General features: G+C 69.8%; 24 protein-coding genes. 10 read left to right on the top strand and 14 right to left on the bottom strand.

The window, feature by feature from the left end; translation table 11 throughout:
- Positions 1–125 precede the first annotated feature (125 nt).
- Genes AC5Y5B_RS23940 through hemE form a run of 4 tightly spaced genes read right to left on the bottom strand, consistent with a single transcriptional unit; the run spans position 126 to position 3,998 of the window.
- Entirely contained in the window at positions 126–878 is a 753-nt protein-coding gene (locus AC5Y5B_RS23940) for a class I SAM-dependent methyltransferase (protein WP_500007037.1), read from the bottom strand.
- The gene (gene hemQ / locus AC5Y5B_RS23935; protein ID WP_066860656.1) at positions 875–1,570 is read right to left on the bottom strand and encodes a hydrogen peroxide-dependent heme synthase; all 696 of its coding nucleotides are present in this window, start codon (positions 1,568–1,570) and stop codon (positions 875–877) included. Before hemQ ends, AC5Y5B_RS23940 begins: the two co-directional genes overlap by 4 nt.
- 5 nt (positions 1,571–1,575) lie before the next feature.
- The gene (locus AC5Y5B_RS23930) at positions 1,576–2,952 is read right to left on the bottom strand and encodes a protoporphyrinogen oxidase (RefSeq protein WP_500007035.1); all 1,377 of its coding nucleotides are present in this window, start codon (positions 2,950–2,952) and stop codon (positions 1,576–1,578) included.
- Positions 2,949–3,998, bottom strand: a complete 1,050-nt coding sequence (hemE, locus tag AC5Y5B_RS23925; RefSeq protein ID WP_112633573.1) for a uroporphyrinogen decarboxylase — start codon at positions 3,996–3,998, stop codon at positions 2,949–2,951. Before hemE ends, AC5Y5B_RS23930 begins: the two co-directional genes overlap by 4 nt.
- A gap of 89 nt (positions 3,999–4,087) precedes the next feature.
- On the opposite strand from hemE, the gene AC5Y5B_RS23920 reads away from it, so the two are divergent.
- The 3 genes from AC5Y5B_RS23920 to AC5Y5B_RS23910 all read left to right on the top strand — a co-directional run bounded on the left by AC5Y5B_RS23920 (position 4,088) and on the right by AC5Y5B_RS23910 (position 6,942).
- On the top strand, positions 4,088–4,897 hold the full coding sequence (locus AC5Y5B_RS23920; RefSeq protein ID WP_500007032.1) for an enoyl-CoA hydratase/isomerase family protein: 810 nt from the start codon (positions 4,088–4,090) through the stop codon (positions 4,895–4,897).
- A 121-nt stretch (positions 4,898–5,018) separates the two neighbouring features.
- Positions 5,019–5,642 (top strand): DUF3000 domain-containing protein, encoded by a 624-nt coding sequence (locus AC5Y5B_RS23915; RefSeq protein ID WP_112633581.1) that lies wholly within the window; start codon positions 5,019–5,021, stop codon positions 5,640–5,642.
- Between the two features lies 1 nt (position 5,643).
- Positions 5,644–6,942 (top strand): HRDC domain-containing protein, encoded by a 1,299-nt coding sequence (locus AC5Y5B_RS23910; RefSeq protein ID WP_500007031.1) that lies wholly within the window; start codon positions 5,644–5,646, stop codon positions 6,940–6,942.
- Positions 6,943–6,993: 51 nt separating this feature from the next.
- Here the strand turns inward: AC5Y5B_RS23910 and dxs are convergent, their stop codons facing one another.
- From dxs to AC5Y5B_RS23890, 4 genes are all read right to left on the bottom strand, one after another.
- Positions 6,994–8,919, bottom strand: a complete 1,926-nt coding sequence (gene dxs / locus AC5Y5B_RS23905; protein ID WP_112633570.1) for a 1-deoxy-D-xylulose-5-phosphate synthase — start codon at positions 8,917–8,919, stop codon at positions 6,994–6,996.
- A gap of 57 nt (positions 8,920–8,976) precedes the next feature.
- The gene (locus tag AC5Y5B_RS23900) at positions 8,977–10,440 is read right to left on the bottom strand and encodes a cation:proton antiporter domain-containing protein (RefSeq protein ID WP_240631758.1); all 1,464 of its coding nucleotides are present in this window, start codon (positions 10,438–10,440) and stop codon (positions 8,977–8,979) included.
- Between the two features lie 227 nt (positions 10,441–10,667).
- Positions 10,668–11,855, bottom strand: coding sequence for a class I SAM-dependent RNA methyltransferase (locus AC5Y5B_RS23895; RefSeq protein ID WP_112633568.1), 1,188 nt, complete (start codon positions 11,853–11,855; stop codon positions 10,668–10,670).
- 41 nt (positions 11,856–11,896) lie between these two features.
- A complete protein-coding gene (locus AC5Y5B_RS23890) occupies positions 11,897–13,891 on the bottom strand; it encodes an APC family permease (protein WP_500007030.1) in 1,995 nt (664 codons plus the stop codon).
- A gap of 117 nt (positions 13,892–14,008) precedes the next feature.
- Here AC5Y5B_RS23890 and AC5Y5B_RS23885 point away from each other — a divergent pair, with 117 nt between their 5' ends.
- Both AC5Y5B_RS23885 and AC5Y5B_RS23880 read left to right on the top strand, forming a co-directional pair.
- On the top strand, positions 14,009–14,674 hold the full coding sequence (locus tag AC5Y5B_RS23885; protein WP_112633567.1) for a potassium channel family protein: 666 nt from the start codon (positions 14,009–14,011) through the stop codon (positions 14,672–14,674).
- 37 nt (positions 14,675–14,711) lie between these two features.
- Positions 14,712–15,389, top strand: a complete 678-nt coding sequence (locus AC5Y5B_RS23880) for a potassium channel family protein (RefSeq protein WP_500007029.1) — start codon at positions 14,712–14,714, stop codon at positions 15,387–15,389.
- Here AC5Y5B_RS23880 and AC5Y5B_RS23875 read toward each other — a convergent pair whose 3' ends face one another.
- Positions 15,390–16,046 (bottom strand): DUF3159 domain-containing protein, encoded by a 657-nt coding sequence (locus tag AC5Y5B_RS23875; RefSeq protein ID WP_112633565.1) that lies wholly within the window; start codon positions 16,044–16,046, stop codon positions 15,390–15,392.
- Between the two features lie 53 nt (positions 16,047–16,099).
- Entirely contained in the window at positions 16,100–16,468 is a 369-nt protein-coding gene (locus tag AC5Y5B_RS23870; protein ID WP_112633564.1) for an OB-fold nucleic acid binding domain-containing protein, read from the bottom strand.
- Positions 16,469–16,605: 137 nt separating this feature from the next.
- Here AC5Y5B_RS23870 and AC5Y5B_RS23865 point away from each other — a divergent pair, with 137 nt between their 5' ends.
- Positions 16,606–17,304 carry an alpha/beta hydrolase gene (locus AC5Y5B_RS23865; protein WP_112633578.1) on the top strand — a complete coding sequence of 233 codons (699 nt, stop codon included), beginning with the start codon at positions 16,606–16,608 and terminating at the stop codon, positions 17,302–17,304.
- A gap of 1 nt (position 17,305) precedes the next feature.
- On the opposite strand, the gene AC5Y5B_RS23860 is transcribed toward AC5Y5B_RS23865, so the two are convergent.
- Both AC5Y5B_RS23860 and dut read right to left on the bottom strand, forming a co-directional pair.
- Complete coding sequence (locus tag AC5Y5B_RS23860) at positions 17,306–18,061, bottom strand: DUF3710 domain-containing protein (protein WP_500007027.1); 756 nt, start codon at positions 18,059–18,061, stop codon at positions 17,306–17,308.
- Positions 18,058–18,522, bottom strand: coding sequence for a dUTP diphosphatase (gene dut / locus AC5Y5B_RS23855; RefSeq protein ID WP_500007023.1), 465 nt, complete (start codon positions 18,520–18,522; stop codon positions 18,058–18,060). The genes AC5Y5B_RS23860 and dut overlap by 4 nt, the downstream gene beginning before the upstream one ends.
- Before the next feature lie 25 nt (positions 18,523–18,547).
- Between dut and AC5Y5B_RS23850 the strand changes: the two genes are divergently transcribed.
- Positions 18,548–19,033, top strand: a complete 486-nt coding sequence (locus AC5Y5B_RS23850) for a DUF3093 domain-containing protein (protein WP_500007021.1) — start codon at positions 18,548–18,550, stop codon at positions 19,031–19,033.
- Between the two features lie 9 nt (positions 19,034–19,042).
- Here AC5Y5B_RS23850 and AC5Y5B_RS23845 read toward each other — a convergent pair whose 3' ends face one another.
- Positions 19,043–19,345 (bottom strand): DUF4193 domain-containing protein, encoded by a 303-nt coding sequence (locus AC5Y5B_RS23845; protein ID WP_036468275.1) that lies wholly within the window; start codon positions 19,343–19,345, stop codon positions 19,043–19,045.
- A gap of 193 nt (positions 19,346–19,538) precedes the next feature.
- Here AC5Y5B_RS23845 and cei point away from each other — a divergent pair, with 193 nt between their 5' ends.
- Positions 19,539–20,189 (top strand): envelope integrity protein Cei, encoded by a 651-nt coding sequence (gene cei / locus AC5Y5B_RS23840; protein ID WP_112633560.1) that lies wholly within the window; start codon positions 19,539–19,541, stop codon positions 20,187–20,189.
- 10 nt (positions 20,190–20,199) lie between these two features.
- Here cei and AC5Y5B_RS23835 read toward each other — a convergent pair whose 3' ends face one another.
- Complete coding sequence (locus AC5Y5B_RS23835) at positions 20,200–21,078, bottom strand: inositol monophosphatase family protein (RefSeq protein WP_500007019.1); 879 nt, start codon at positions 21,076–21,078, stop codon at positions 20,200–20,202.
- Positions 21,079–21,179: 101 nt separating this feature from the next.
- On the opposite strand from AC5Y5B_RS23835, the gene ppgK reads away from it, so the two are divergent.
- Together ppgK and AC5Y5B_RS23825 are read left to right on the top strand one after the other, a co-directional pair.
- Positions 21,180–21,989 (top strand): polyphosphate--glucose phosphotransferase, encoded by an 810-nt coding sequence (ppgK, locus tag AC5Y5B_RS23830; protein ID WP_112633558.1) that lies wholly within the window; start codon positions 21,180–21,182, stop codon positions 21,987–21,989.
- A gap of 176 nt (positions 21,990–22,165) precedes the next feature.
- On the top strand, positions 22,166–23,710 hold the full coding sequence (locus AC5Y5B_RS23825; RefSeq protein ID WP_112633557.1) for an RNA polymerase sigma factor: 1,545 nt from the start codon (positions 22,166–22,168) through the stop codon (positions 23,708–23,710).
- Positions 23,711–23,815: the final 105 nt, after the last annotated feature.

The raw sequence follows: 23,815 nt of genomic DNA, 5'->3' as shown, positions 1-23,815 counted from the left end.
CGAAAACGTCGCAACAGTTTAAGTTTCGCGGGGCGCAGGGGCGGGGTGGGCGGTGGCGCGGGGCGGGGAGCGTGGCGCGCGCCGCGGGGGCGTGAGGCACGCGGGGCGCGCGCCAAGCGGAGGCGTCAGTCCACCCGCGTGGCGTGCACTTCCCAGAACGGGGCATGCGCGCGTTCGCCCTCGAGCCACGGCTCGATCACCCGGAAGCGCTCCAGCAACTTCTCCGCCTGATCGGCGATGTCCGGGTTGCGCTGGGCCATCGCCTCGATGGACTCGACGCTGACGTTGACCCGATACGTCGTGGTGCCCAGGTAGGTGATCTCCCAGCCGCCATCCGGAAGCACGTCACGAAAATCGTCCTCGGACAACGACCGCAGCATCTTGAAGCCATTGATGTTGTGCTCGCCGAACTCGTACATGTACAGCCGCGCACCCGGCCTGGTGGCGCGGTGCAGCGCGCGCACGTACGAACTGCGCAGCTCCGGGTCGGTGGAGAAGGTGTGGTAGAAGGCGCAGTCGACCACCGTGTCGAACCGGCCGTCGAACCCGTCCAGCTTCGTCGCGTCGGCCAGCTCGAAATTCACTGACACACCGGCCTTTTGGGCGTTGTCGCGGGCCCGCTCGAGGGCGGTCGCCGACCCGTCGATGCCGGTGGCCGAAAAACCCTTGGAGGCGTAGTAGATGGCGTGGTGGCCCGGGCCGGTGCCCGGGTCGAGCACCTCACCCCGGATCGCCCCCAGCGCGACGAGCTGCTGGACCACCGGCTGCGGGCCGCCGATGTCCCACGGCGTGGCGGCCGGCAGGCCGTGCGACGTCCGCTGGTCGCGGTACATCTCCTCGAAGCGGGTGGGGTCGGTCGGATCGAAAGGGGTTGTCATGGCAGCGCATTCACCAACTGCTCGACGGGCACCCGGGGGCCGGTGAAAAACGGCGTCTCCTCGCGGGTGTGCCGGCGGGCGTCGGTGGCGCGCAGCTCGCGCATCAGGTCGACGATGCGGTGCAGTTCGGGAGCCTCGAAGGCCAGGATCCACTCGTAGTCACCGAGCGCGAACGCCGGGACCGTGTTGGCGCGCACGTCCTTGTACTCGCGCGCGGCCATGCCGTGCTCGGCGAGCATGCGGCGGCGTTCGTCGTCGGGCAGCAGGTACCACTCATAGGACCGCACAAAGGGATACACGCAGATGTAAGCGCCGGGTTCCTCGCCGGCCAGGAACGCAGGGATGTGGCTCTTGTTGAACTCGGCCGGGCGATGCAGCGCCACGCTGCTCCACACCGGCGCGCTGACCCGCCCCAGCGCGGTGGTGCGCCGGAAATCGGCGTAGGTGGCCTGCAGCGCCTCGACCCGCTCGGCGTGGGTCCAGATCATGAAGTCGGCGTCGGCCCGCAGGCCCGCGACGTCGTAGAGGCCGCGCACCACGACGCCGCGCTCCTCCTGCTGCTTGAAGAACGTCGACGCCTCATCGATGACGTCACCGCGCTGGTCGCCCAGCTCACCCGGCTCGACGGAGAACACCGAGAACATCAGGTACCGGATCTGGGAATTGAGCGAGTCGTAGTCGAGCTTGGCCATGAAACCTATCGTGCCACTTGCGTGTCGACGCCACCGATGGCCCCGATCACACGCTCGGCCGCGCGCCCGGCCGCACCCACGCAGGCCGGCACGCCGATGCCGTCGAGATAACTCCCGGCCACCGCCAGCGTCGGGGGCAGGCCCGCGCGCACCTCGGCGGCCAGATCGGCGTGACCGGGGCCGTACTGCGGCATCGCGTCGAGCCAGCGCTGAACGCGGACGTCGACGGGGTCGACCGACAACCCGAACACCGTGGCCAGGTCACCCAGCGCCCAGCCCAGCAGGTCGTCGTCGGAAGTGTCTGCCGCCACGCGATCACCGAACCGCCCGAACGACAGCCGCAGCAGCTGCGCGTCGCCGCGGACGCCCCACTTCCGCGACGACAGCGTGATGGCTTTGGACCGCAGCCGCTCGCCGGTGGCCACCAGCACGCCCGAACACTCCGGGAACGCGGTATCGCCCGGCACGGCCAGCGCCATCACCACCGACGACGCGCTGGTGATGCGCCCGGCGGCGGCGACGCTGCGCGGCGCGACCCCGGCCAGCAGCCGGGCACACTCCCCCGCCGGCACGGCCAGGATCACCGCGTCGGCGGGCCAGCGGGCGCCGGTGTCGTCGACCAGCGCCCAGCCGGCGCCGGCGGGCTCGAGCCGCGAGACCGCGGACCGCACCCGGCGGGGGCGGCCGCGCGCGACGAGCGCGTCGATCAGCACCTGGTAGCCGCCCTCGAGCGCCCCGAACACCGGCGCTCCCGTGGCCGGCGGCAGCGCCTGCCGGACCGCGTCGGTGAGGCTGGTGGCGCCGCGGTCCAGGGCCGCCGCCACCGTCGGAGCCGCCGCACGCAGCCCGATGGTGGCCGCCGAGCCCGCATACACCCCGCTCAGCAGCGGATCCACCGAGCGGGCCACCACCTGCTCACCGAATCGCTCCCCCACCAGGTCGGCCACCGCGGGGTCGCTGCCGGCCCGCCACCTCAGCGGGCGTCCGGGTTCGGCCTCGATGCGGGCCACCGTGGCGTCGTCGACGAGTCCCGCCACCGAGGCCGCCGACGACGGGATCCCGACGACCGTCGCCGCCGGCAGGGCACGCAGCCCCTGGCCGCTGTAGATCAGTGGGCGTGCGCCGGTCGAAACGCGCTGGCGCTCAGACAAATTCAGCTCCGCCAGCAGAGCGGGCAGCTCGGGGCGGCGCAGCACGAATGCCTCGGCACCCACATCCATCGGCAGCCCGCCGACCAGCTCGGTGCGCAGCACGCCGCCGAGCCGGTCACCGGGATCGAACAGCGTGATCGCCGCGCCGTCGCCAGCGGCCTGGCGGAGCCGATAGGCCGCGGTCAAACCCGAAATACCGCCCCCCACAACGCAATACGAGGGAGCACTCATAGGGAGTGGACCAGCGACACCAGGTCGGTCAGCACACCGGGATCGGTTTCGGGCAGCACGCCGTGGCCCAGGTTGAAGACGTGACCGGCGGCGCCGGCATCGATCGCGCGCCGGCCGTCGTCCACCACGGCGCGCGCCGCGCGTTCCACCACCGGCCAGCCCGCCAGCACCACCACCGGATCGAGGTTGCCCTGCAGCGCCGTGCCAGGCTGCACGCGGGCGGCCGCATCGGGCAGCGAGGTGCGCCAGTCCACGCCCACCACGTTCGCGCCGACCGACGACATCGCGCCCAGCAGTTCGGCGGTGCCGACGCCGAAGTGGGTCATCGGCACACCGTGGTCGGCCAGGGCGGCGAAAACCCGGGCGCTGTGCGGCTGCACGTAGGTGCGGTAGTTCGCCAGGGACAGCGCCCCGGCCCACGAGTCGAACACCTGAATGGCGTCCACCCCGGCCTCCAGCTGCACCCGCAAGAAGCCGACCGTGATGTCGGTCAGCTTCTCCATCAGCGCGTGCCAGGTGTCCGGCTCGGCCAGCATCATCGCCTTGGTGCGGGCATGGTGACGGCTCGGGCCGCCCTCGATCAGGTACGACGCCAAGGTGAACGGCGCACCCGCGAAGCCGATCAGCGGAACCTCACCGAGCGCTGACACCAGCAGCGACACCGCGTCGGACACCGGCGCAACCCGTTGCCGGTCAAGGGGTTTGATGGCCTCGACCTGCGTGGCGGTGCGCACCGGCGACTCGATCACCGGCCCGACCCCGGCGACGATGTCCAGGTCGATGCCCGCACCGAGCAGCGGCACCACGATGTCGGAGAACAAGATCGCCGCGTCGACGTCGTGGCGGCGCACCGGCTGCAGGGTGATCTCGCAGACCAGCTCGGCGTCGAAGCAGGCCGACAGCATGTCGGTCTGGGCCCGCAGCGCCCGGTATTCGGGCAGCGAGCGACCGGCCTGGCGCATGAACCACACCGGCACCCGGTTGGGTTTGCGACCGCTCACGGCCGCCAGATACGGCGACTCGGGAAGGTCGCGGCGAGTACTCATCAGCCTCAATGCTGCCATGACCACCAGAACACCGAATCCCGCTGCGTACTATCGACCACCGCAACCGTTTGAACGTCAGGAGCTCGGTGATGCCCGTCAGTCAGCCCCCAGCGAGTTACGACGAGTTTCCCAGCCTGCGCCGCGAGCTCGGGGACAACGGGGTGCTGACGCTGGTGCTCGACTCCCCCGGCCTGAACTCGGTCGGCCCGCAGATGCACCGCGACCTCGCCGACATCTGGCCGGTGATCGACCGCGATCCGGCGGTGCGCGCCGTCCTGGTCCGCGGCGAAGGCAAAGCCTTCTCCTCCGGCGGCAGCTTCGACCTGATCGACGAGACGATCAACGACTACGAGGGCCGGATCCGCATCATGCGCGAGGCCCGCGACCTGGTGCACAACATGATCAACTGCGACACCCCCGTCGTGTCGGCGATTCGGGGGCCGGCGGTGGGCGCGGGTCTGGTGGTGGCCCTGCTCGCCGACATCTCGGTGGCGGGCCGGACCGCGAAGCTGATCGACGGGCACACCAAGCTCGGCGTGGCGGCCGGCGACCACGCCGCGATCTGCTGGCCGCTGCTGGTCGGCATGGCCAAGGCCAAGTACTACCTGCTGACCTGCGAGACCCTGCTGGGTGAGGAAGCCGAGCGGATCGGGCTGGTCTCGACCTGCGTCGACGACGACGACGTGCTGTCCACCGCCACCCGGATCGCCGAGAACCTGGCCCAGGGCGCGCAGAACGCGATCCGGTGGACCAAGCGCAGCCTCAACCACTGGTATCGCATGATGGGTCCCACCTTCGAGACCTCGGTGGGCCTGGAATTTCTCAGTTTCAGCGGCCCCGACGTGCAGGAAGGCCTGGCGGCCCACCGCGAGAAACGCCAGGCGCGTTTTATCCGGTGACCTGCACATATAGCTTTGGTGGAGCCCTGGTAACGGCTTGGTCGCGGCGGGTTTGAAACGCGGCGCGCCTGTCGCGGCGTGTCGGGCTGTGGGTCTACCGTCGATCCCTGTGACCCGTGCCGTGACGACGCAGAACGGTCGGGATGGACAGGAGCGGCGCCAAGTGACCTCATCCGAACCGGCCCCCTTCCGCGAGGCGGTAGCGGCGATGAACGCCGTCGTCGTGCGGCCGGAGATCGAGTTGGGTCCCATCCGGCCGCCGCAACGCTTGGCTCCCCACAGCTACGCCCTGGGCGCCGAGGTCAAACATCCCGACCGCGACATCATTCCGGAACGGTCCGAGGGCGACGCCTTCGGACGGTTGATCCTGCTGTACGACCCAGAAGGGGCCGACGCGTGGGACGGCACCATCCGCATGGTCGCCTACATCCAGGCCGACCTCGACCCCAGTGAGGCGGTTGACCCGCTGCTGCCCGAAGTAGCGTGGAGCTGGCTAGTCGAGGCACTGGAGTCACGTATGGAACAAGTCGTCGCCCTGGGCGGCACCGTCACCGCCACCACATCGGTGCGCTACGGAGACATCTCCGGGCCGCCGCGCGCCCACCAGCTCGAGCTGCGCGCGTCATGGACCGCGACCTCACCCGAGGTCGGCGGCCATGTCGAGGCGTTCTGCGAGGTGCTGGAGCACGCCGCGGGCCTACCACCCGCTGGAGTCACCGACCTGAGCTCACGGTCACGCGCCTAGCATGGGCGAACCGGCGGCCGACGGGCCGGGCAGCAACGCGCCCGGTGACGCGGGCACCGAACCCGCGCCCAGCCCCCTGCCGCACCCGTCCGAAGGCGTCCCGCCGATCTCGGTGAGCGTCCGCGACATCGAGAACGCCGCGCAGCGGCTGGATCGCGGCCACGGGCCCTTCGCGGTGGACGCCGAGCGGGCGTCGGGTTTCCGCTACTCCAACCGGGCCTACCTGATCCAGATCCGGCGGGCCGGGTCCGGCACGGTGCTCATCGATCCGGTGAGCCACGGCGCCGACCCGCTGCAGGCCCTGCGGCCGGTGGCCGAGGTGTTGGGCACCGACGAATGGATCCTGCACTCCGCCGATCAGGACCTGCCCTGCCTGGCGGAGGTGGGCATGCGGCCGCCGGCGCTGTACGACACCGAACTGGCCGGGCGGCTGGCCGGATTCGAGCGGGTGAACCTGGCCACCATGGTCGAGCGGCTGCTGGGCTTCGGGCTGGCCAAGGGCCACGGCGCGGCCGACTGGTCCAAACGCCCGCTGCCCGCCGAATGGCTCAACTACGCCGCGCTGGATGTGGAGCTGCTCATCGAGCTGCGCGCGGCGATCGCCGACGTGCTGGCCGAGCAGGGCAAAAGTGATTGGGCCGCACAGGAATTCGACTATCTGCGGGACACGGGTTCCAAGGATCCGGGCGCCGCGGTGCGCCCGGACCGGTGGCGGCGGACGTCGGGCATCCATCGGGTGCGCGATCAGCGGGCCCTGGCCGCGGTGCGTGAATTGTGGTTGACGCGCGACCGGATCGCGCAGCGCCGCGACATCGCGCCGCGCCGCATCCTGCCCGACTCGGCCATCATCGACGCCGCACTGGCCAACCCGACGACGGTCGAGGAACTGGTCGCGTTGCCCGTGTTCGGGGGGCGCAATCAGCGGCGCAGCGCCGCGACGTGGCTGGCGGCGCTGGACGAGGCCCGGCGGACCAAGAACCCGCCCGCCGACAGCGAACCGTCCAACGGCCCGCCACCGACGGCGCGGTGGAGCAGGCGCAAACCGGAGGCCGCCGCCCGGCTGGAGGCCGCGCGTTCGGCGCTGTCCGAGGTCTCCGAGCGGGTGCACGTCCCCACCGAGAACCTGGTGTCACCGGACCTGGTGCGACGGCTGTGCTGGGACTGGACGCCCGCCCCCGATCCGCTCGATGCCGTCGAGAATTTCCTGCGCGCCGGCCAGGCCCGGCCGTGGCAGCGGGAATTGGTGGACCCGGCGCTGGCCCGCGCCCTGCAGGCGCCGCCGCCCGGCACCGGTGACTAGTCCGATGGTGGCGACCCGCTTCGCCCGGCCACGCCGCGCTCGCGATCGCCACTAGTCGAGGTGCTCGCGGATCTCCGCCTCGGCGACGCCGCTGCCCAGCGCGGCGACCCAGCCGGTGATGCGGCGGGCGACGTCCTGGTCGGTGAGCGCCAGATCCGACAGCAGCTCGCCGCGGGAGGCCTGTTCGTAAAACCGCTGCGGCAGTCCGACGTCGCGGCAGGGAACGTCGATCTCGGCGGCGCGCAGGGCGGCCGACACCGCCGAGCCGACCCCCCCGTTGACCCCGTTGTCCTCACACGTGACGACGAGTTTGTGCTGCTCCGCGAGCTCCAGGATGCTCGGGGACACCGGCAGCACCCAGCGCGGGTCGATGACCGTGACGCCGATCCCCTGGTCCTGTAGCCGCTTGGCCACCGCCAGCGCCATCGACGCGAACGCGCCGACGCCGATCAGCAGCACGTCGTGGTTGCAACCGCCGGCCGGGACCGCGAGCACGTCGACGCCCGAGGTGCCGGATCCTCGACGTTCGATCGCCGGGATGTCCTCGCCCACATCGCCTTTCGGGAAGCGCAGCGCCGTGGGGCCGTCGTCGACGTCGAGCGCCTCACCGAGCTCCTCGCGCAGCCGGGTGGCGTCGCGCGGTGCTGCCACCCGCATGCCGGGCACGATCCCCAGCATCGACAGGTCCCACATGCCGTTGTGGCTGGCGCCGTCCGAGCCGGTGATGCCGGCCCGGTCGAGCACCATGGTGACGGGCAGCCGATGCAGCGCCACGTCCATCATGATCTGGTCGAAGGCCCGGTTGAGGAACGTCGAATAGATGGCCACCACCGGGTGCATGCCGCCCATCGCCAGCCCCGCCGCCGACGTCATCGCGTGCTGCTCGGCGATGCCGACGTCGAACAGACGGTCCGGGAACTGCTGCCCGAACGGCGTCAGCCCGGTCGGCCCGGGCATGGCCGCGGTGATCGCCACGATGTCGCGGCGCTTGCGGGCGTAGCCGATGAGCGCGTCGGAGAACGTCGCGGTCCAGCCGGGGCCGGCGATCTTGGTCGCCTGGCCGGTCACCGGGTCGATGACGCCGCAGGAGTGCATCTGCTCGGCTTCGTCGTCCTCGGCCGGGGCGAAGCCCATCCCCTTGCGGGTGACGACGTGCACGATCACCGGGCGGCCGAAGCCGCGGGCGTGCCGCAGCGCGGCCTCGACCGCGCGCTCATCGTGGCCGTCGACCGGGCCCACGTACTTCAGCCCCAGGTCGGTGAACAGCAGCTGCGGCGACAGCGAGTCCTTGATGCCGGCCTTGACGCTGTGCATCACGCGGTAGGCCAGCTTGCCGACCAGTGGCAGCGCGCGCAGCGCGTCGCGGCCCTTCTCCAGCGCCTGCTCGTAGGCCGGCTGCAGCCGCAGCGAGGCGAGATGGTCGGCGACACCGCCGATCGTCGGGGCGTAGCTGCGGCCGTTGTCGTTGACGACGATGATGACCGGCCGGCCGGAGGCGGCGATGTTGTTCAACGCCTCCCAGCACATGCCCCCGGTGAGCGCGCCGTCGCCGATCACCGCGACCACGTGCCGGTTGCGGTGCCCGCTCAGCTCGAAGGCCTTGGCCAGGCCGTCGGCGTAGGACAACGACGCACTGGCATGGCTGGACTCGACCCAGTCGTGTTCGCTCTCGGCGCGCGACGGATATCCGGACAGCCCGCCCTTCTTGCGCAGGCTTTCGAACTCGTGGGAGCGCCCCGTCAGCATCTTGTGCACGTAGGCCTGATGGCCGGTGTCGAAGATGATCGGATCGTGGGGTGAGTCGAACACCCGGTGCAGGGCGAGCGTCAGCTCGACCACGCCCAGATTGGGCCCGAGGTGTCCCCCGGTGGCAGCGACCTTGTGTATCAGGAACTCGCGAATCTCGGTGGCCAGATCGCGAAGCTGATGCGCAGAAAGGTGCTGCAGATCAGCGGGCCCGCGGATCTGTTCCAGCATCCAGTCAGTCTACGCAGCGGCCGCCGAATGGCACGGCCGCAGACGGAGTCGCCCGGCCTACGAGGGCTCAAAAAGTTCGGCAAGGGCGCCACGAAGTTCGGGATCCGCCAGGATGACGACCTCGTCGGCGGCCTGAAGTTCGGTGTCGCCGCGCACCGGGACCAGGCCGGTGGTGCGGACGACGATGCTCACCCAGATGTCGCCGACGCGATCACTGAGCCCCTCGACGGTGCACCCCTCGGCCTCGGACCCCTTGGCGACGCTGAAGCGATGGACCCCGTGCGGTTCGTCCGCTAGGCGGACACCTATCTGCCACGGTTGGGTCTCGACGGTGCGCATCGGCAGGTGCAGCAGCTTCGCGACGCCGGGCACCGAGCTGCCCTGCACCAGAACCGAGAAGATCACGACGACGACCACGATGCCGTACAGACGTTCGGCGTTGGGGAGATGCGCGGCGCGCAGCAGCTCGCCGAGCAAGATGGGCACGGCCCCTTTAAGGCCAGAGAACAGTATGAAGACGCGTTCGTTTCGCTTGAGCTGGACGCCGACCAGACAGGCGCCCACCGCCAGCGGGCGAATCAGCGCGGTCAGGGTCACTCCGAGGACGAGCCCGGGAATCCAGACGTCGGGGTGGGTGAGCACGTCCAGGTCGACAGTCAGACCCAGCACGACGAACGCGACGATTTCGGCGAGACCGGCCAGGGCGGCGTGAAACCGCTTGATTTCCGGCTTGTACGGCGCGTGAGCATCGCCGATCACGATTCCGGCGACGAACACCGCCAGAAATCCCGAGCCGTGGGCAAGCGTGGCGATGCCGTACAGCATCAGGCAGGAGGCCAGCGTCCGCAGCGGATAGAGGCCTTCGCTCGGCAGCGCCACGCGGCGCATGAAGACGAGGAGCGCGCGGCCGCCGATCACCCCGACCGCCAGACCGATCGCCATTTGCAGAACGAATTGCCCTCCCACGCTGGCGAATCCGGCGGCGGTGAGCCCACCGGCGGCGATCAGGCTGGACATCAACGAGATGCCGACCGGGTCATTGGCGCCGGACTCGCCCTCCAGGATGGTGCTACTGCGGCCCCTGATCTCGCGTTTGCCCAAGACGGAGAAGACGACGGCCGGATCGGTGGGCGCCACCGCGGTCGCGACGAGCACCGCGGGGAACCAGCTGATTCCGCACGCGTAGTGCAGCATCAGCGCGGCGCCGGCGGCGGTGAGGGCGGTGCCCGCGACGCCGACCGACAGAATCGGGGCGATCGCCGCGCGGAAACGGCGGGGCCCGATGTGCATTCCGCCGTCGAACAACACCAGCACTAGCGCGATGGTGATGACCCGCTCCACCACCCGCTCGGACGGCGGCTGCACCACGGGCACGGCGTGCACCGCCACCGCCGTTCCGACCAGCACCAGCAGCGGCACTGGGATTTTGAATCGCTCGGTGAGGCGGTTCGCCAGCACCGCAACCAAACCGACGGCGCTGGAGAACAGGACCATCAGCGCATAACGGAGGCTCTCGTTCACGATGGCAGCAATCGGATGCCGGCGACCACGCGCGGCGCACGCGGTCGACATGCCTCGACCGTCCCGGCCCGTTCGTTGATAACTAGCACGCGCACCTTTCGATCGGTCGACAACGACATCGCCGACCAGACTTCCCGGCACACCGCGACGCAGTCTAGCCGGTCGTGAGATTCACCGGCGCGGAACTGCATTGACAGAGGGCATGGGCCGTTGTCGCCGAACAGTTCCTACCGCGTCAGCAGCGCCACGCATTCGCTGTGATGGGTCAGCGGGAAGGCGTCGAACACCCTGATCTTCTCGACGGTGTACCCGTGCTTGCGGTAGATCCCGATGTCGCGCGCGAAAGATGCTGCCTCGCAACCGATGTGCACGATGCGAGGGACGGCCGCGGCCGCGAGCAGATCGATGACCTCGCGCCCGGCTCCCGCCCGCGGCGGATCCAGTACCGCCACATCCGCTCTCGAGGCGCGCCCGCGCTGCGCGGCCAGCGCGCGACGCACCGAGTCGGTGACGATGTGCACCTGGGGCAGGTCGGTCAGGGCGGCCCGCGCGGCGCGGGTCGACCCGCGGGAGGTGTCGACGCTGAGCACCCGTCCGGAGCGCCCGACCGCCTCGCCGAGCACCGCGGCGAAAACGCCTGCGCCGCCGTACAAATCCCACGCGCGCATCCCGGCGCCGGGCTGCGCCCAGTCGGCGACCAGATCGCTGTAGACGCCCGCGGCGTCGCGGTGCGCCTGCCAGAACGCGGTCACCGGCACCTGCCAGCTACGCCCCGCCACCCGCTGCACCGCCTCGTAGCGTCCCTGGACCACCTTGGTCTCCGTGTGCCTGCCCTGCCGCAGCGTGCGCACGACGTGACGCACGCCGTCGTCGTCGACGGCCACGTGCAGTTGGGCCGTCGGGGGCCACTCGATGTCGTCGATCCCGTCGAGCATGCCGGGCGGCAGCTGCGCACAGCGCAAGTCGGTCACCAAGTCCTCGCTGTGATAGCGGTGAAAGCCCGGCCGGCGGTCGGGGCCGACATCGAGCCGGACGCGGGTGCGCCACCCCGTCGGCGCGGAGTCCGCCAGCGGCTCGGCCTCACCGCTCCAGCGATGCCCCCCTAGGCGCTCGAGCTGATTGGCCACCACTTCGGCCTTGAGCGCGCGGGCCACCTCCGGGCCGGCGAAGGCCAGGTCGCAACAACCGGCGCCGCCCACCCCCGCGATCGGGCACAGCGACGCGGTGCGCCCGGACGCCGGCTCGATGACCTCGAGAACCTCTGCGTGCCAATAGGATCCGCGATCCGCGGTGACCCGGACGCGGACCCGCTCGCCGGGCAGGGCGTACCGGACGAACACCACGCGGCCTTCGTGGTGCGCGACGCAGCTGCCCCCGTTGGCCGGAGCACCGGTGGTCAGCGTCAGCTCCCCCACCGGGGGCGCCGACGCGCGGGACGCGCGCGTCGATTCGCGGGTCAATCGAAGATTCCCCGACGAGCGTCACCCGGCGCCACGTGCGGCTGCAAGGTCTTGCGCCGTTCCGACGAACTCAATTGCCACGGAACCGAAGTCACCATGACGCCCGGCATGAACAGCAGCCGCCCCTTGAGCCGAAGAGCGCTCTGGTTATGCAACACCTGCTCCCACCAGTGACCCACCACGTACTCCGGGATGAACACCGTCACCACGGTGCGCGGCGACTCTTCCCGGGCCCGCTTGACGTATTCCAGGACGGGGCGGGTGACTTCGCGATACGGCGAGGCGATGACCTTGAGCGGCACGCTGATATCGCTTTCTTCCCACTTGTGCACCAGCTCGCGGGTCTCCGCATCGTCGACGCTGACCGTCACCGCCTCGAGAACGTCGGGGCGGGTGGCCCTGGCGTAGGCCAGCGCACGCAAAGTCGGCAGGTGCAATTTGGACACCAGCACCACGGCGTGATTGCGGCTCGGCAGCACCACGTCGTCCTGGGCGGCGGCCTGCTCGGCCAATTCGCGGTTCACGGTGTTGTAGTGCCGGTGAATCATTTTCATGATGCCGAACAGCAGGCTCATCGCGAACAGGGCGATCCACGCGCCGGCGGCGAACTTGGTCACCAGCACCACCAGCAGCACCGCCCCGGTGGACAGCAACCCGACCGTGTTGACCACCCGCGAGCGCATCATCTTGCGCCGCGCCCGCGGATCGGTCTCGGTGCGCAGCAACCGGCTCCAGTGCCGGACCATGCCGATCTGGCTCAGCGTGAACGAGATGAACACGCCGACGATGTACAGCTGGATCAGCGCGGTGACCTCACCGCGGAACGCGATGATCGCCAGCAGCGCCGCCCCGGACAGAAACAGGATGCCGTTGGAGAACGCCAATCGGTCTCCGCGGGTGTGCAATTGGCGCGGCAGGTAACTGTGCTGCGCCAGGATCGAGCCGAGCACCGGGAATCCGTTGAAGGCGGTGTTGGCGGCCAGCACCAGGATGAGGGCGGTCACCGTGGCGATCAGCAGGAACCCGATGTGGAAGCTGCCGAACACCGCCTGCGCCAGCTGGGTGACCAAGGTCTTCTGGTAGTAGTTCGGGGGCGGGCCGGTGAGCTGCCGCGCGGGATCCTCGACGAGCTTGACCCCGATCTTCTCGGCCAGCACGATGATGCCCATCAGCAGGGTGACCGCGATGCCGCCGAGCATCAGCAGCGTCGTCGCGGCGTTGCGCGACTTGGGTTTCTGAAACGCCGGCACCCCGTTGCTGATCGCCTCGACGCCGGTCAGCGCCGCACAACCCGACGAAAACGACCGCGCCACTAAAAACGCCAACGCGAAACCCACGACCTGGCCGTGCTCGGCATGCATCTGGAAACCGGCGGATTCGGCCCGCAGCGGATTGCCCAGCACGAAGATCCGGAACAGCCCCCAGCCGATCATCACCAGGACACCGACGATGAACGCGTACGTCGGGATGGCGAACGCCAACCCGGACTCGCGCACGCCGCGCAGGTTCAGCGCCATCACGAGCAGGATGGCCACCACGCAGAAGAACACCTTGTGCTGGGCCACGATCGGGATCGCCGAGCCGATGTTCGCCATCGCCGACGCCGTCGAGACCGCAACGGTGAGAACGTAATCCACCATCAGCGCGCTGGCGACGACGAGGCCGGCGGTGTCGCCGAGGTTGGTGGTGACCACCTCGTAGTCGCCGCCGCCGGACGGGTAGGCGTGGACGTTCTGGCGGTAGCTGGCCACCACCACCAGCATCACGGCGGCCACCGCAAGCCCGATCCACGGTGTCAGCGCGTACGCCGTCACCCCGGCCACCGAGAGCATCAGGAAGACCTCCTCGGGCGCGTACGCCACCGAGGACAGCGCGTCGGAGGCGAACACCGGCAAGGCGATCCGCTTGGGCAGCAGGGTGTGACTCAGCCGGTCGCTGCGAAACGGCCGACCGATAAGCAACCGACGGGTGGCGGTTGAAAGTTTGGACACGAGAGCCAAGAGTAAGCCCAGACGGGTTTGGCGGTAGCGTTCGTAGGAGAATGTTCGCCGACCGAAACGGCTGGCCGACGTGGGTTGCCAGTTGACGCGGGCCGAGAGGACCTCAAGTTGCGAGTAGTGGTGATGGGCTGCGGCCGGGTCGGTTCCTCGGTCGCCGACGGGCTCTCCCGCATCGGTCACGACGTCGCGGTCATCGACCGGGACAGCACCGCCTTCAACCGACTCAGCCCCGAATACGCCGGCGAGCGGGTGCTGGGACAGGGATTCGACCGAGACGTGCTGCTGAGGGCCCGCATCGACGAGGCCGACGCGTTCGCCGCGGTCTCGTCCGGCGACAACTCCAACATCATCTCGGCCCGGCTCGCGCGGGAGACCTTCGGCGTGAAGCGAGTCGTGGCCCGCATCTACGACGCCAAGCGCGCCGAGGTGTACGAGCGGCTGGGCATTCCCACCATCGCGACCGTGCCCTGGACCACCGACCGCCTGCTCAACGCGTTGCTGCGCGAATCGGAGACGGCCAAGTGGCGCGACCCGACCGGGACGGTCGCGGTGTCCGAGGTCGTCTTGCACGAGGACTGGATCGGGCATCGGGTCACCGACCTGGAGCAGGCCACCGGCGCCCGGGTCGCGTTCCTCATCCGCTTCGGGGCGGGCGTGCTGCCGGAGCCCAAATCGGTGATCCAGGCCGGCGACCAGGTGTATGTGGCCGCGATCTCCGGCCGCGCCGCCGAGGCGGTGGCCATCGCCGCGCTACCCCCGAGCGAAGACCTGTGATGAATTCGAGCGACTACCTGATTGAGGAGCGGCGCCGATGAAGGTAGCTGTCGCCGGCGCCGGCGCGGTGGGGCGCTCGGTCACCCGGGAACTCATCGGCAACGGCCACGACGTGACGTTGATCGAACGCAACCCCGATCACGTCGACGTCGACGCCATCCCGGCCGCGCACTGGCGGCTGGGCGACGCATGCGAACTGAGCCTGCTGGAGTCGGTGCACCTGCAGGAGTTCGACGTGGTGGTAGCCGCGACCGGCGATGACAAGGCCAACGTCGTGCTGAGCCTGCTGGCCAAAACGGAGTTCGCGGTCCCGCGGGTGGTGGCCCGGGTCAACGATCCCCGCAACGAATGGCTGTTCACCGACGCCTGGGGAGTCGACGTGGCGGTATCGACGCCGCGCATGCTGGCGTCGCTCATTGAAGAGGCGGTCGCCGTCGGAGATCTGGTGCGGCTGATGGAATTCCGCAAGGGCCAGGCCAACCTCGTGGAGATCACCCTGCCCGATGACACCCCGTGGGGCGGCAAGCCGGTGCGCAAGCTGCAGCTGCCGCGCAACACCTCGCTGGTGACGATCCTGCGCGGCCCGCGCGTGATCGTGCCCGAGGAGGACGAGCCACTGGAGGGCGGCGACGAACTCCTGTTCGTCGCCGTCGCCGAGGCGGAAGAGGACCTGCAGAAGATGCTGCTGGGCAGCTACAGCCCGGGCGGCGACTGATCAGTCGGTGACGGCGCCGGGCTCCAGTTCGACCGCGGGGGCGTCGGCGGCGGCGATGGCGCGCTGCGCCGACTTGATCGCCGCGTAGGTGGCCAGCGCGGCCAGGGCGGTCAGCGGCCAGCCCATCCCGATCCGGGCTGCCGCGAGCCAACCGGTCCGGTCGGCATCGTACAGCAGGCCCTGCACCACGAACCGGGCGGCGAACACCAGCACCCAACCCAGCGACGCTATGTCGAAGGCGTAGACGGCCCGCGGCACCTCGCGCCAGCGGTCGCCGCGCCCGGTGGCCCAGCTCCACCCGTAACCCACCAGGGGCCGGCGGATCAGCACAGACGCCGCGACGACCACCGCCCACACCAGCGACATCCAGATGCCCAGCAAGAAGTAGCCCTTGGACTCGCCCAACACGTAGGCGATCAGCGCGCACAGCGCGACGCCGAAGAAGCCCGAGAAGGCCGGCTGCGGGGAGTCGCGACGGATGAGCCGCCACACCAGGATCAGCGCGGCCACCGCCAGCGCGGCCACGATCGCGGGAACCAATCCCGACACGCTCGAGGCGATGACGAAGACCACCACCGGAAGAGACGAATAGATGACACCGCTGACACCGCCTGCCTGTGCCAGCAGGCGTTCCGGGCTGATGCGGTTGGTGCTCATGTGTTCCGACGCGCCCGACTCCGGCGGGGTTGCCCCCGGATCTTCGGGGTCAGTCACCGCTGAATTTCGTAGTGCGGGTTGTAGATCGCCTTGCCACCGTTCTCCAGCTTGCCGAGGCGTCCACGCACCCGCAGGGTGCGGCCCGAGTCGATGCCCGGGATGCGGCGCTGACCCAGCCACACGAGCGTGACGGTGTCGCTGCCGTCGAACAATTCGGCGCGCACCCCGCCGGAGCAGGCCCTGCCATTGCACTCGACGCTTCGCAGCGTCCCCACCATCGTGACCTCCTGGCCCCGCTGGCAATCAATCGCGCGTTGCGCGCCGGTGCTTGCGACCTCGTCGGAGAGTTCCTCCGAATCGAGTTGCTCCGGATCCTCCGTCAACCGACGGGTGAGCCGGCGCAGATACCCTTGGGCCCCCATGGCCACTCCTGACAATGCTGATAAGCCTCGACGCTTCCATTTATGCCAACGGACACCGTAGACCTCTTGGTTCCCCAGCGCCAACCGACTCAAACCTCGTGTTGGAGGGCGCGGGAACGGCGGGGCACTATCTAGAGGTGGTGGTCGATCTGCGCGGTGTCACGACGGTGTTGTTGCCCGGAACCGGCTCCGACGACGACTACGTCCACCGGGCATTTTCGGGCCCGTTATCCGAGGTCGGGGCGGTGCTGGTGACCCCGCCGCCGCGGCCCGACCGCTTGATCGAGGGCTATCTGGCGGCGTTGGACGGCGCGGCGCGGCGCGGGCCGATCGCCGTGGGCGGGGTGTCGATCGGCGCCGCGGTGGCGGCCGCCTGGGCGCTGGCCCACCCCGACCGCACGGTCGCGGTGCTGGCCGCACTGCCGGCCTGGGCGGGCGCGCCCGGGTCAGCGCCCGCGGCCCTTGCGGCGCGGTATTCGGCGTCCCAGTTGCGCGCCGACGGGTTGGCGGCGACCACCACCCAGATGCGAGCGTCCAGCCCGCCGTGGCTCGCCGCGGAGCTGACCCGGTCGTGGGGCGCGCAGTGGCCGCACCTGCCCGACGCCATGGAAGAGGCGGCCGCCTACGTCGCGCCGAGCTGCGACGAGCTGGCCGTGCTGGCCGCGCCGCTGGGGGTGGCGTCCGCGGTCGACGACCCGATTCATCCGTTGCAGGCCGGGATCGACTGGGTCGACGCGGCGCCCCGCGCCGCCCTGCGGACGGTGACCCTCGATCAGATCGGGGCGGATCCCGCCGCCCTGGGAGCGGCCTGCCTGAGGGCGCTGGCCGACCTGTAGCTCAACCGCCGGTGGTGGTGCGCAGCTGTTGCATGGCCGACCCGTCGACGCTGCGGCGCGCGGCCGGCTCGTTGGCCGGTGTCTGCTGCTGCCCCTCGGCCTGCTGGGCGGCCTGCTGCGCGGCGGCGGCTTCGCGCAGCTGCTGGGCCATCGGCTCGGGCAGCTGCACGGCCAGCGGCGTGCGCACCGGAAGCGGGGTGTCACCGCGCCGAACCACGGTGTCCGCCAAGGCCGCTCGCGCCTCCTGCTCTAGGGCTTCCATCGTCTCGTGCGGGCCGTTGATGACGCAGCGGATCATCCAGCGATAGCCGTCGACGCCGATGAAACGCACGACGCCGGTGGCGGTGCCGACCACCTCGCGACCCCACGGACCATCCTTGATGCTCACCTGGGCGGAGTCGTTGCGCAGCGACTCGGCGAGCTCGCTGGCCACCTCGCGCCACAGGCCGGCGGTCTTGGGCGCGGCGTAGGCGGCGATGGTGAACCGGCCGTTGGGCGTGACGACCCAGACCGCGCTCGGCACACCGGTTTCGGTCAGCTCGACCTGCAGCTGCCCGGCCTCGGGCATGGGAATCAGCACCGAGCCCAGGTCGAGGCGGGCCAGCTCCGCGACCGCCGGGTCGTCGAAGTCCTCGATGTCGAACGGTCCCTCGAGCTCCTCGGGGCCCGGCTCGTCGGCCGCGACCGCGTCGGCCGCCGGGATGTCGGCGCCCGAGGCGTCGTCGTCTTTGGGTGTGCGCTTACCGAATGCCATCACAAACTCGCATGTCCGCCGGAGGAACCGTGACCACCATCGCCACGGGATGTTTCGGCCAGCCCGGCCTCGTCGAACGACGACACCTCGACCAACTCCATTAATTCGACTCGCTGCACCAACAACTGGGCGATGCGATCACCGCGGTGCACCACGATCGGCTCGGCCGGATCCAGGTTGATCAGCGCAACCTTGATCTCGCCGCGATAGCCCGCGTCGATGGTACCCGGACTGTTGACGATCGAAAGTCCTACTCGCGCAGCCAATCCCGACCTCGGATGCACCAAGCCGACCATGCCGAACGGGATGGCGACCGCGACCCCCGTTCGCACGAGGGCGCGGCGGCCCGGCTCGAGTTTGACGTCTTCGGCGCTGTAGAGATCGATCCCGGCGTCGCCCTCGTGGGCGCGGCTGGGCAGCGGAAGCTCGGGGTCAAGGCGGACGATGGCCAGACTGGTCGACACGGGGGCACAGACTACCCTTGACTGCGTGTCCGATACGCGCGTCGCGCCGCACAACGTGCGGTATCGCGAACGATTGTGGGTCCCGTGGTGGTGGTGGCCACCGGCCTTCGCGCTGGCGGGCATCATCGCGTTCGAGTTCAACATGGGCGTCACCCGCCAGTCGGCCTGGTGGCCGTACGCGGCGCTGTTCGCGGTGGCGGCCGGGGCGCTGTTGTGGCTGGGCCGCATCGAGATCCGGGTCACCGCCGACCCGACCGCGCCCGGCGAAGTGCAGCTGTGGGCCGGCCAGGCGCACCTGCCGGTCACGGTGATCGCCCGGTCCGCGCAGATAGCGCCCTCGGCGAAGTCCGCGGCGCTGGGCCGCCAGCTCGACCCGGCCGCCTACGTCCTCCACAGGGCATGGGTGGGGCCGATGCTCCTGGCCGTACTGGACGACCCGGACGATCCGACGCCGTACTGGCTGGTGAGCTGCCGTCACCCCGAGCGGGTGCTGTCGGCCCTGACACGGTAAGAGCGGCTATCAGGCCGCGCAGTCGGTACAGATCATCACGCCGTTTTTCTCACTGGCCAGCCGACTGCGGTGTTGCACCAGGAAACAGCTCGAGCAGGTGAACTCGTCGGCCTGCTTCGGAATCACGCGCACCGACAGTTCTTCCCCGGACAGGTCGGCACCCGGCAGTTCAAAGTTCTCAGCGGATTCGGATTCGTCGACGTCGACGACGGCCGAGGCCGCCTCGTTCCGTCGCGCTTTGAGCTCCTCCAGCGAATCCTCCGAAACGTCGTCCGTCTCGGTGCGCCGTGGAGCGTCGTAGTCGGTAGGCATATCTCTTCCCCTGCCCTATTGCCTCTGCATGCCCGCGATATCCAGGCATCGCTTTGTACCAGCGTCGAACGCATCCACCAAATGATTCGTGCCCGTATCGCGGCCCATTAAGGTGTGATTTGCGTCACACCCCTGGTTTTACCCTTGCGCTCGTCTCTGAACAGTGGGTTTAGCGTGCCGCTAGAGTGCACCTGTGGTCACGCAAATCACCGAGGGTACAGCGTTTGACAAGCATGGTCGGCCTTTTCGGCGGCGCAACCCCCGGCCCGCCATCATCGTGGTGATTCTTCTCGCAGTGGCCACCGGCGTCATCTGGACGGTCGCCCTGACGCGGCCCGCCAAGGTGCACGAGGCCGCGGTGTGCAATCCCCCGCCGCAGACGGGCGGTTCGACGCCGGCCCAGCTCGGCGAGCAGGTGCCTCGCAGCGCCATGATGGACGTCACGCCCGCCAAACTCGCCGACACCAAGGTTCGCGTCCTCAACGCCAGCGGCCGCGGCGGCCAGGCCGGCGACGTCGCGGGCGCCATGAAAGACCTCGGCTTCGCCCAACCGACCGCCGCCAACGACCCGCTGTATGCGGGCACCAGGCTCACCTGTCAGGGCCAAATCCGTTTCGGCACCGCCGGACAGGCCACCGCGGCCGCCGTGTGGCTGGTCGCGCCGTGCACCGAACTGTTCAACGACAACCGCGCCGACGACTCCGTCGACCTGTCGCTGGGCACCGACTTCAGCGCGCTGGCGCACAACGACGACATCGATGCCGTGCTCGCCACCCTGCGTCCCGGCGCCACCGAACCCTCAGATCCCACGCTGCTGGCCAAGATTCACGCCAGCAGCTGCTGACCGCGGGCGGTCAATCCAGAATCGGATCCAGGCCGTGGAAGCGCTCCAGGACGGCCAGCAGCTCGTCGGCGATTCCGGGCGCGGCGGCCAGCGCCAGGCCTGCCCCGGCCTCCCCGGGCGCGGGCAGGACCACCCGGGCCCCCGCCTCGGACGCGATCAGCGCACCCGCGGCGCGATCCCACACCTGCAGGCCGTGCTCGTAGAAGGCGTCGAGCCGGCCCGAGGCGACCATGCACAGATCCAGTGCGGCCGAGCCGATCCGGCGGACATCGCGCACCACCGGCAGCATGCGCGCCAACAGCGCCGCTTGCGCCGCGCGGCGCTGCCGCGAATAGCCGAAACCGGTGCCCAGCAACGCCATCGACAAATCGTCGACGGCGGCGCTCTGCAACAGCTGCGTCCCCTCGTCGTCGGTGACATGCGCCCCCAGGCCCAGCGCCGCCGAATAGACGCGGTTCCCGACGACGTCGGCGACCGCCCCGGCCACCGACTCGCCGTTGATCTGGGCGCCGACCGACACGGCGTAGGCGGGGATGCCGTAGACGAAATTCACTGTGCCGTCGATGGGATCGAGCACCCAGGTGACCGTCCCGGCGGGCGTGCCCGCCGGGTCGTCGGGCCCGCCGCCTTCCTCGCCGAGAATCGGGTCCCCAGGCCGTAATTCGGCCAGCCGGTCGCGCAGCAGCCGTTCGGTTTCGGTGTCGACCACGGTCACCGGGTCGGTCGGAGTGCTCTTCGATCGCACCGCGCCACTGTCGGGGGTGTGCAAGCCGCCCGCCTCGGGGCCGAAAACCTCTGCCTGCCGTCGCCTCACGAATGCGGCGGCCTCCGCGGCCAAGGTTTCGGCGACCGAGCGCAGCCCTACGAGCTCGTCATCGGAAGGGGTCACCGGTCTATCGGATCACAGTCGCCGGGCTCGCGCAGACGCCACGGACGGCACCGCCGCGGCGCTAAGGTGAGCGGACAGCCCCGTCACGCCGAGGAGATTCGATGACCAGCACCGACTCGACCACGGAGACGCCCGGTGTCGCCGCCGGCGACGGCCGGCCAGCGCGCCGCGGGTTCGGCATCGACGTCGGCGGCAGCGGCATCAAGGGCGGCATCGTCGACATGGACACTGGGCAGCTGATCGGCGAGCGGGTGAAGCTGCTGACGCCGCAGCCCGCGACGCCCTCGGCCGTCGCCAAGACCATCGCCGAGGTGGTCGACGCTTTCGGGTGGACCGGCCCGCTGGGAGTGACCTATCCCGGGGTCGTCACCCACGGCGTCGTGCAGACGGCGGCCAACGTGGACAAGTCGTGGATCGGCACCAACGCGCGCGACATCATCAGCGCCGAACTGGACGATCAGGACGTCGTGGTGCTCAATGACGCCGACGCGGCGGGCCTGGCCGAGGAGCACTACGGCGCGGGCAAAGGGAAGTCGGGACTGGTGGTGCTGCTGACCTTCGGCACCGGGATCGGTTCGGCGGTGATTCACAACGGGACGCTGATTCCCAACACCGAGTTCGGCCATCTCGAGGTCGGCGGCAAGGAGGCCGAGCAGCGGGCGGCGTCCTCGGTGAAGGAGCGCAACGGCTGGTCCTACGAAAAGTGGAGCAAGCAGGTGACCAAGGTGCTGGTGAGCATCGAGAACGCGGTGTGGCCGGATCTGTTCATCGCGGGCGGCGGCATCAGCCGCAAGGCCGACAAATGGGTGCCGCTGCTGACCAACCGCACCCCGGTGGTGGCCGCGGCCCTGCTCAACACCGCCGGGATCGTCGGCGCGGCGATGGCCGCCACCTCTGACGTGACCCACTGATTTCGCCCGGCAGAGCCGTAGTACCCCGCACTGTCGTTACAATGGTGCTCGGCGAATGCCCAACCGACAGCGTGCGGCTACTCATGCTGATACCAACGCCGACATCGACATAGCAGACACTTTCGGTTAACCATGCCCACTACCCACCGAGAGTGAGCCCAAACGAAGGGGTGTAAGTGGCAGCGACGAAAGCAAGCCCGGCAACGGATGGGCCGGTGAAACGCACCGCCACGAAGTCTCCGTCCTCCCCCGCCAAGCGACCCGCGGCCAAGGCTGCCAACGGCTCGGCGCCCGCGAAGCGGGCCGCCAAGACGGCCTCACCGTCCACCAAGTCCGAGGCCGACGGGGCCGCCGACGCCAAGACGCGCGCCGCGGCCAAGGGCGCCGGCGCCAAGGCGCCCTCCGCCCGCGGAACCAAGGCGGCCAAGGGTGGGCCCGCGGATCCCGACGCCCTCGATTCCGACGGCGCCGTCGAGGATCTCGACAACGAACCCGACCTCGAGGCTGAGCCCGGCGAAGACCTCGACATCGACACCGACCTGTCCCTCGACGACCTCGAGGAAGACGTAGCGTCCGACGGCGAAGACGCCGAGGAGGGCGACGCCGACGAAGGCGAAGGCGAGGAAGAGGCCGAGGAAGGGGAGGCCGCAGCCAAGCCCGCCAAGGCCGGCGAGGCCGCGGCCGAGGAGGACGAGGAGATCGCCGAGCCGTCCGAAAAGGACAAGGCCTCCGGCGATTTCGTGTGGGACGAAGACGAGTCCGAGGCGTTGCGGCAGGCCCGCAAGGACGCCGAGCTGACCGCCTCCGCCGACTCGGTGCGCGCCTACCTCAAGCAGATCGGTAAGGTCGCGCTGCTCAACGCCGAGGAAGAGGTTGAGCTGGCCAAGCGGATCGAGGCCGGCCTCTACGCCACGCAGCTGATGAGCGAGCTGGCCGAGCGGGGCGACAAACTGCCCGCCGCCCAGCGCCGCGACATGATGTGGATCTGCCGCGACGGCGACCGCGCGAAGAACCACCTGCTGGAAGCCAACCTGCGACTGGTGGTGTCGCTGGCCAAGCGCTACACGGGCCGCGGCATGGCCTTTCTGGACCTCATCCAGGAGGGCAACCTGGGTCTGATCCGCGCGGTCGAGAAGTTCGACTACACCAAGGGTTACAAGTTCTCCACGTACGCGACGTGGTGGATCCGCCAGGCCATCACCCGCGCCATGGCCGACCAGGCCCGCACCATCCGCATCCCGGTGCACATGGTCGAGGTCATCAACAAGCTGGGCCGTATCCAGCGCGAGCTGCTGCAGGACCTGGGCCGCGAGCCCACGCCCGAGGAGCTGGCCAAGGAAATGGACATCACGCCCGAAAAGGTGCTGGAGATCCAGCAATACGCCCGCGAACCGATCTCGCTGGACCAGACCATCGGCGACGAGGGCGACAGCCAGCTCGGCGATTTCATCGAGGACAGCGAGGCCGTGGTGGCCGTGGACGCGGTGTCGTTCACGCTGCTGCAAGACCAGCTGCAGTCGGTCCTGGAGACGCTCTCGGAGCGCGAGGCGGGTGTGGTGCGGCTGCGTTTCGGGCTCACCGACGGCCAGCCCCGCACGCTCGACGAGATCGGGCAGGTGTACGGCGTGACCCGCGAGCGCATCCGCCAGATCGAGTCCAAGACGATGTCGAAGCTGCGTCACCCCAGCCGCTCCCAGGTGCTGCGCGACTACCTCGACTAGTCGGTCACCCGAACCGGTTGCCGCGCAACCCATCTCGATGCCGGTGTAATCCGGAGGCCAAACGAGCGCTGCCGCCGCGAAATTCGGCTGCGGCGGCGGCCTGGG

The sequence above is a fragment of the Mycobacterium sp. NGS33 genome (assembly GCF_059812885.1).
This window is presented reverse-complemented; position numbering and strand designations above follow the sequence as displayed.

Bases quoted from the DNA above. Each gene is read 5' to 3' on its own strand.
- AC5Y5B_RS23920 (WP_500007032.1), top strand. From the start codon at position 4,088: ATGCCCGTCAGTCAGCCCCCAGCGAGTTACGACGAGTTTCCCAGCCTG.
- AC5Y5B_RS23875 (WP_112633565.1), bottom strand. From the start codon at position 16,046: ATGAGCACCAACCGCATCAGCCCGGAACGCCTGCTGGCACAGGCAGGC.
- AC5Y5B_RS23845 (WP_036468275.1), bottom strand. From the start codon at position 19,345: ATGCCTACCGACTACGACGCTCCACGGCGCACCGAGACGGACGACGTT.
- AC5Y5B_RS23880 (WP_500007029.1), top strand. From the start codon at position 14,712: ATGAAGGTAGCTGTCGCCGGCGCCGGCGCGGTGGGGCGCTCGGTCACC.
- AC5Y5B_RS23870 (WP_112633564.1), bottom strand. From the start codon at position 16,468: ATGGGGGCCCAAGGGTATCTGCGCCGGCTCACCCGTCGGTTGACGGAG.
- dxs (WP_112633570.1), bottom strand. From the start codon at position 8,919: ATGCTGGAACAGATCCGCGGGCCCGCTGATCTGCAGCACCTTTCTGCG.
- ppgK (WP_112633558.1), top strand. From the start codon at position 21,180: ATGACCAGCACCGACTCGACCACGGAGACGCCCGGTGTCGCCGCCGGC.
- hemQ (WP_066860656.1), bottom strand. From the start codon at position 1,570: ATGGCCAAGCTCGACTACGACTCGCTCAATTCCCAGATCCGGTACCTG.
- hemE (WP_112633573.1), bottom strand. From the start codon at position 3,998: ATGAGTACTCGCCGCGACCTTCCCGAGTCGCCGTATCTGGCGGCCGTG.
- AC5Y5B_RS23910 (WP_500007031.1), top strand. From the start codon at position 5,644: ATGGGCGAACCGGCGGCCGACGGGCCGGGCAGCAACGCGCCCGGTGAC.
- AC5Y5B_RS23940 (WP_500007037.1), bottom strand. From the start codon at position 878: ATGACAACCCCTTTCGATCCGACCGACCCCACCCGCTTCGAGGAGATG.
- AC5Y5B_RS23930 (WP_500007035.1), bottom strand. From the start codon at position 2,952: ATGAGTGCTCCCTCGTATTGCGTTGTGGGGGGCGGTATTTCGGGTTTG.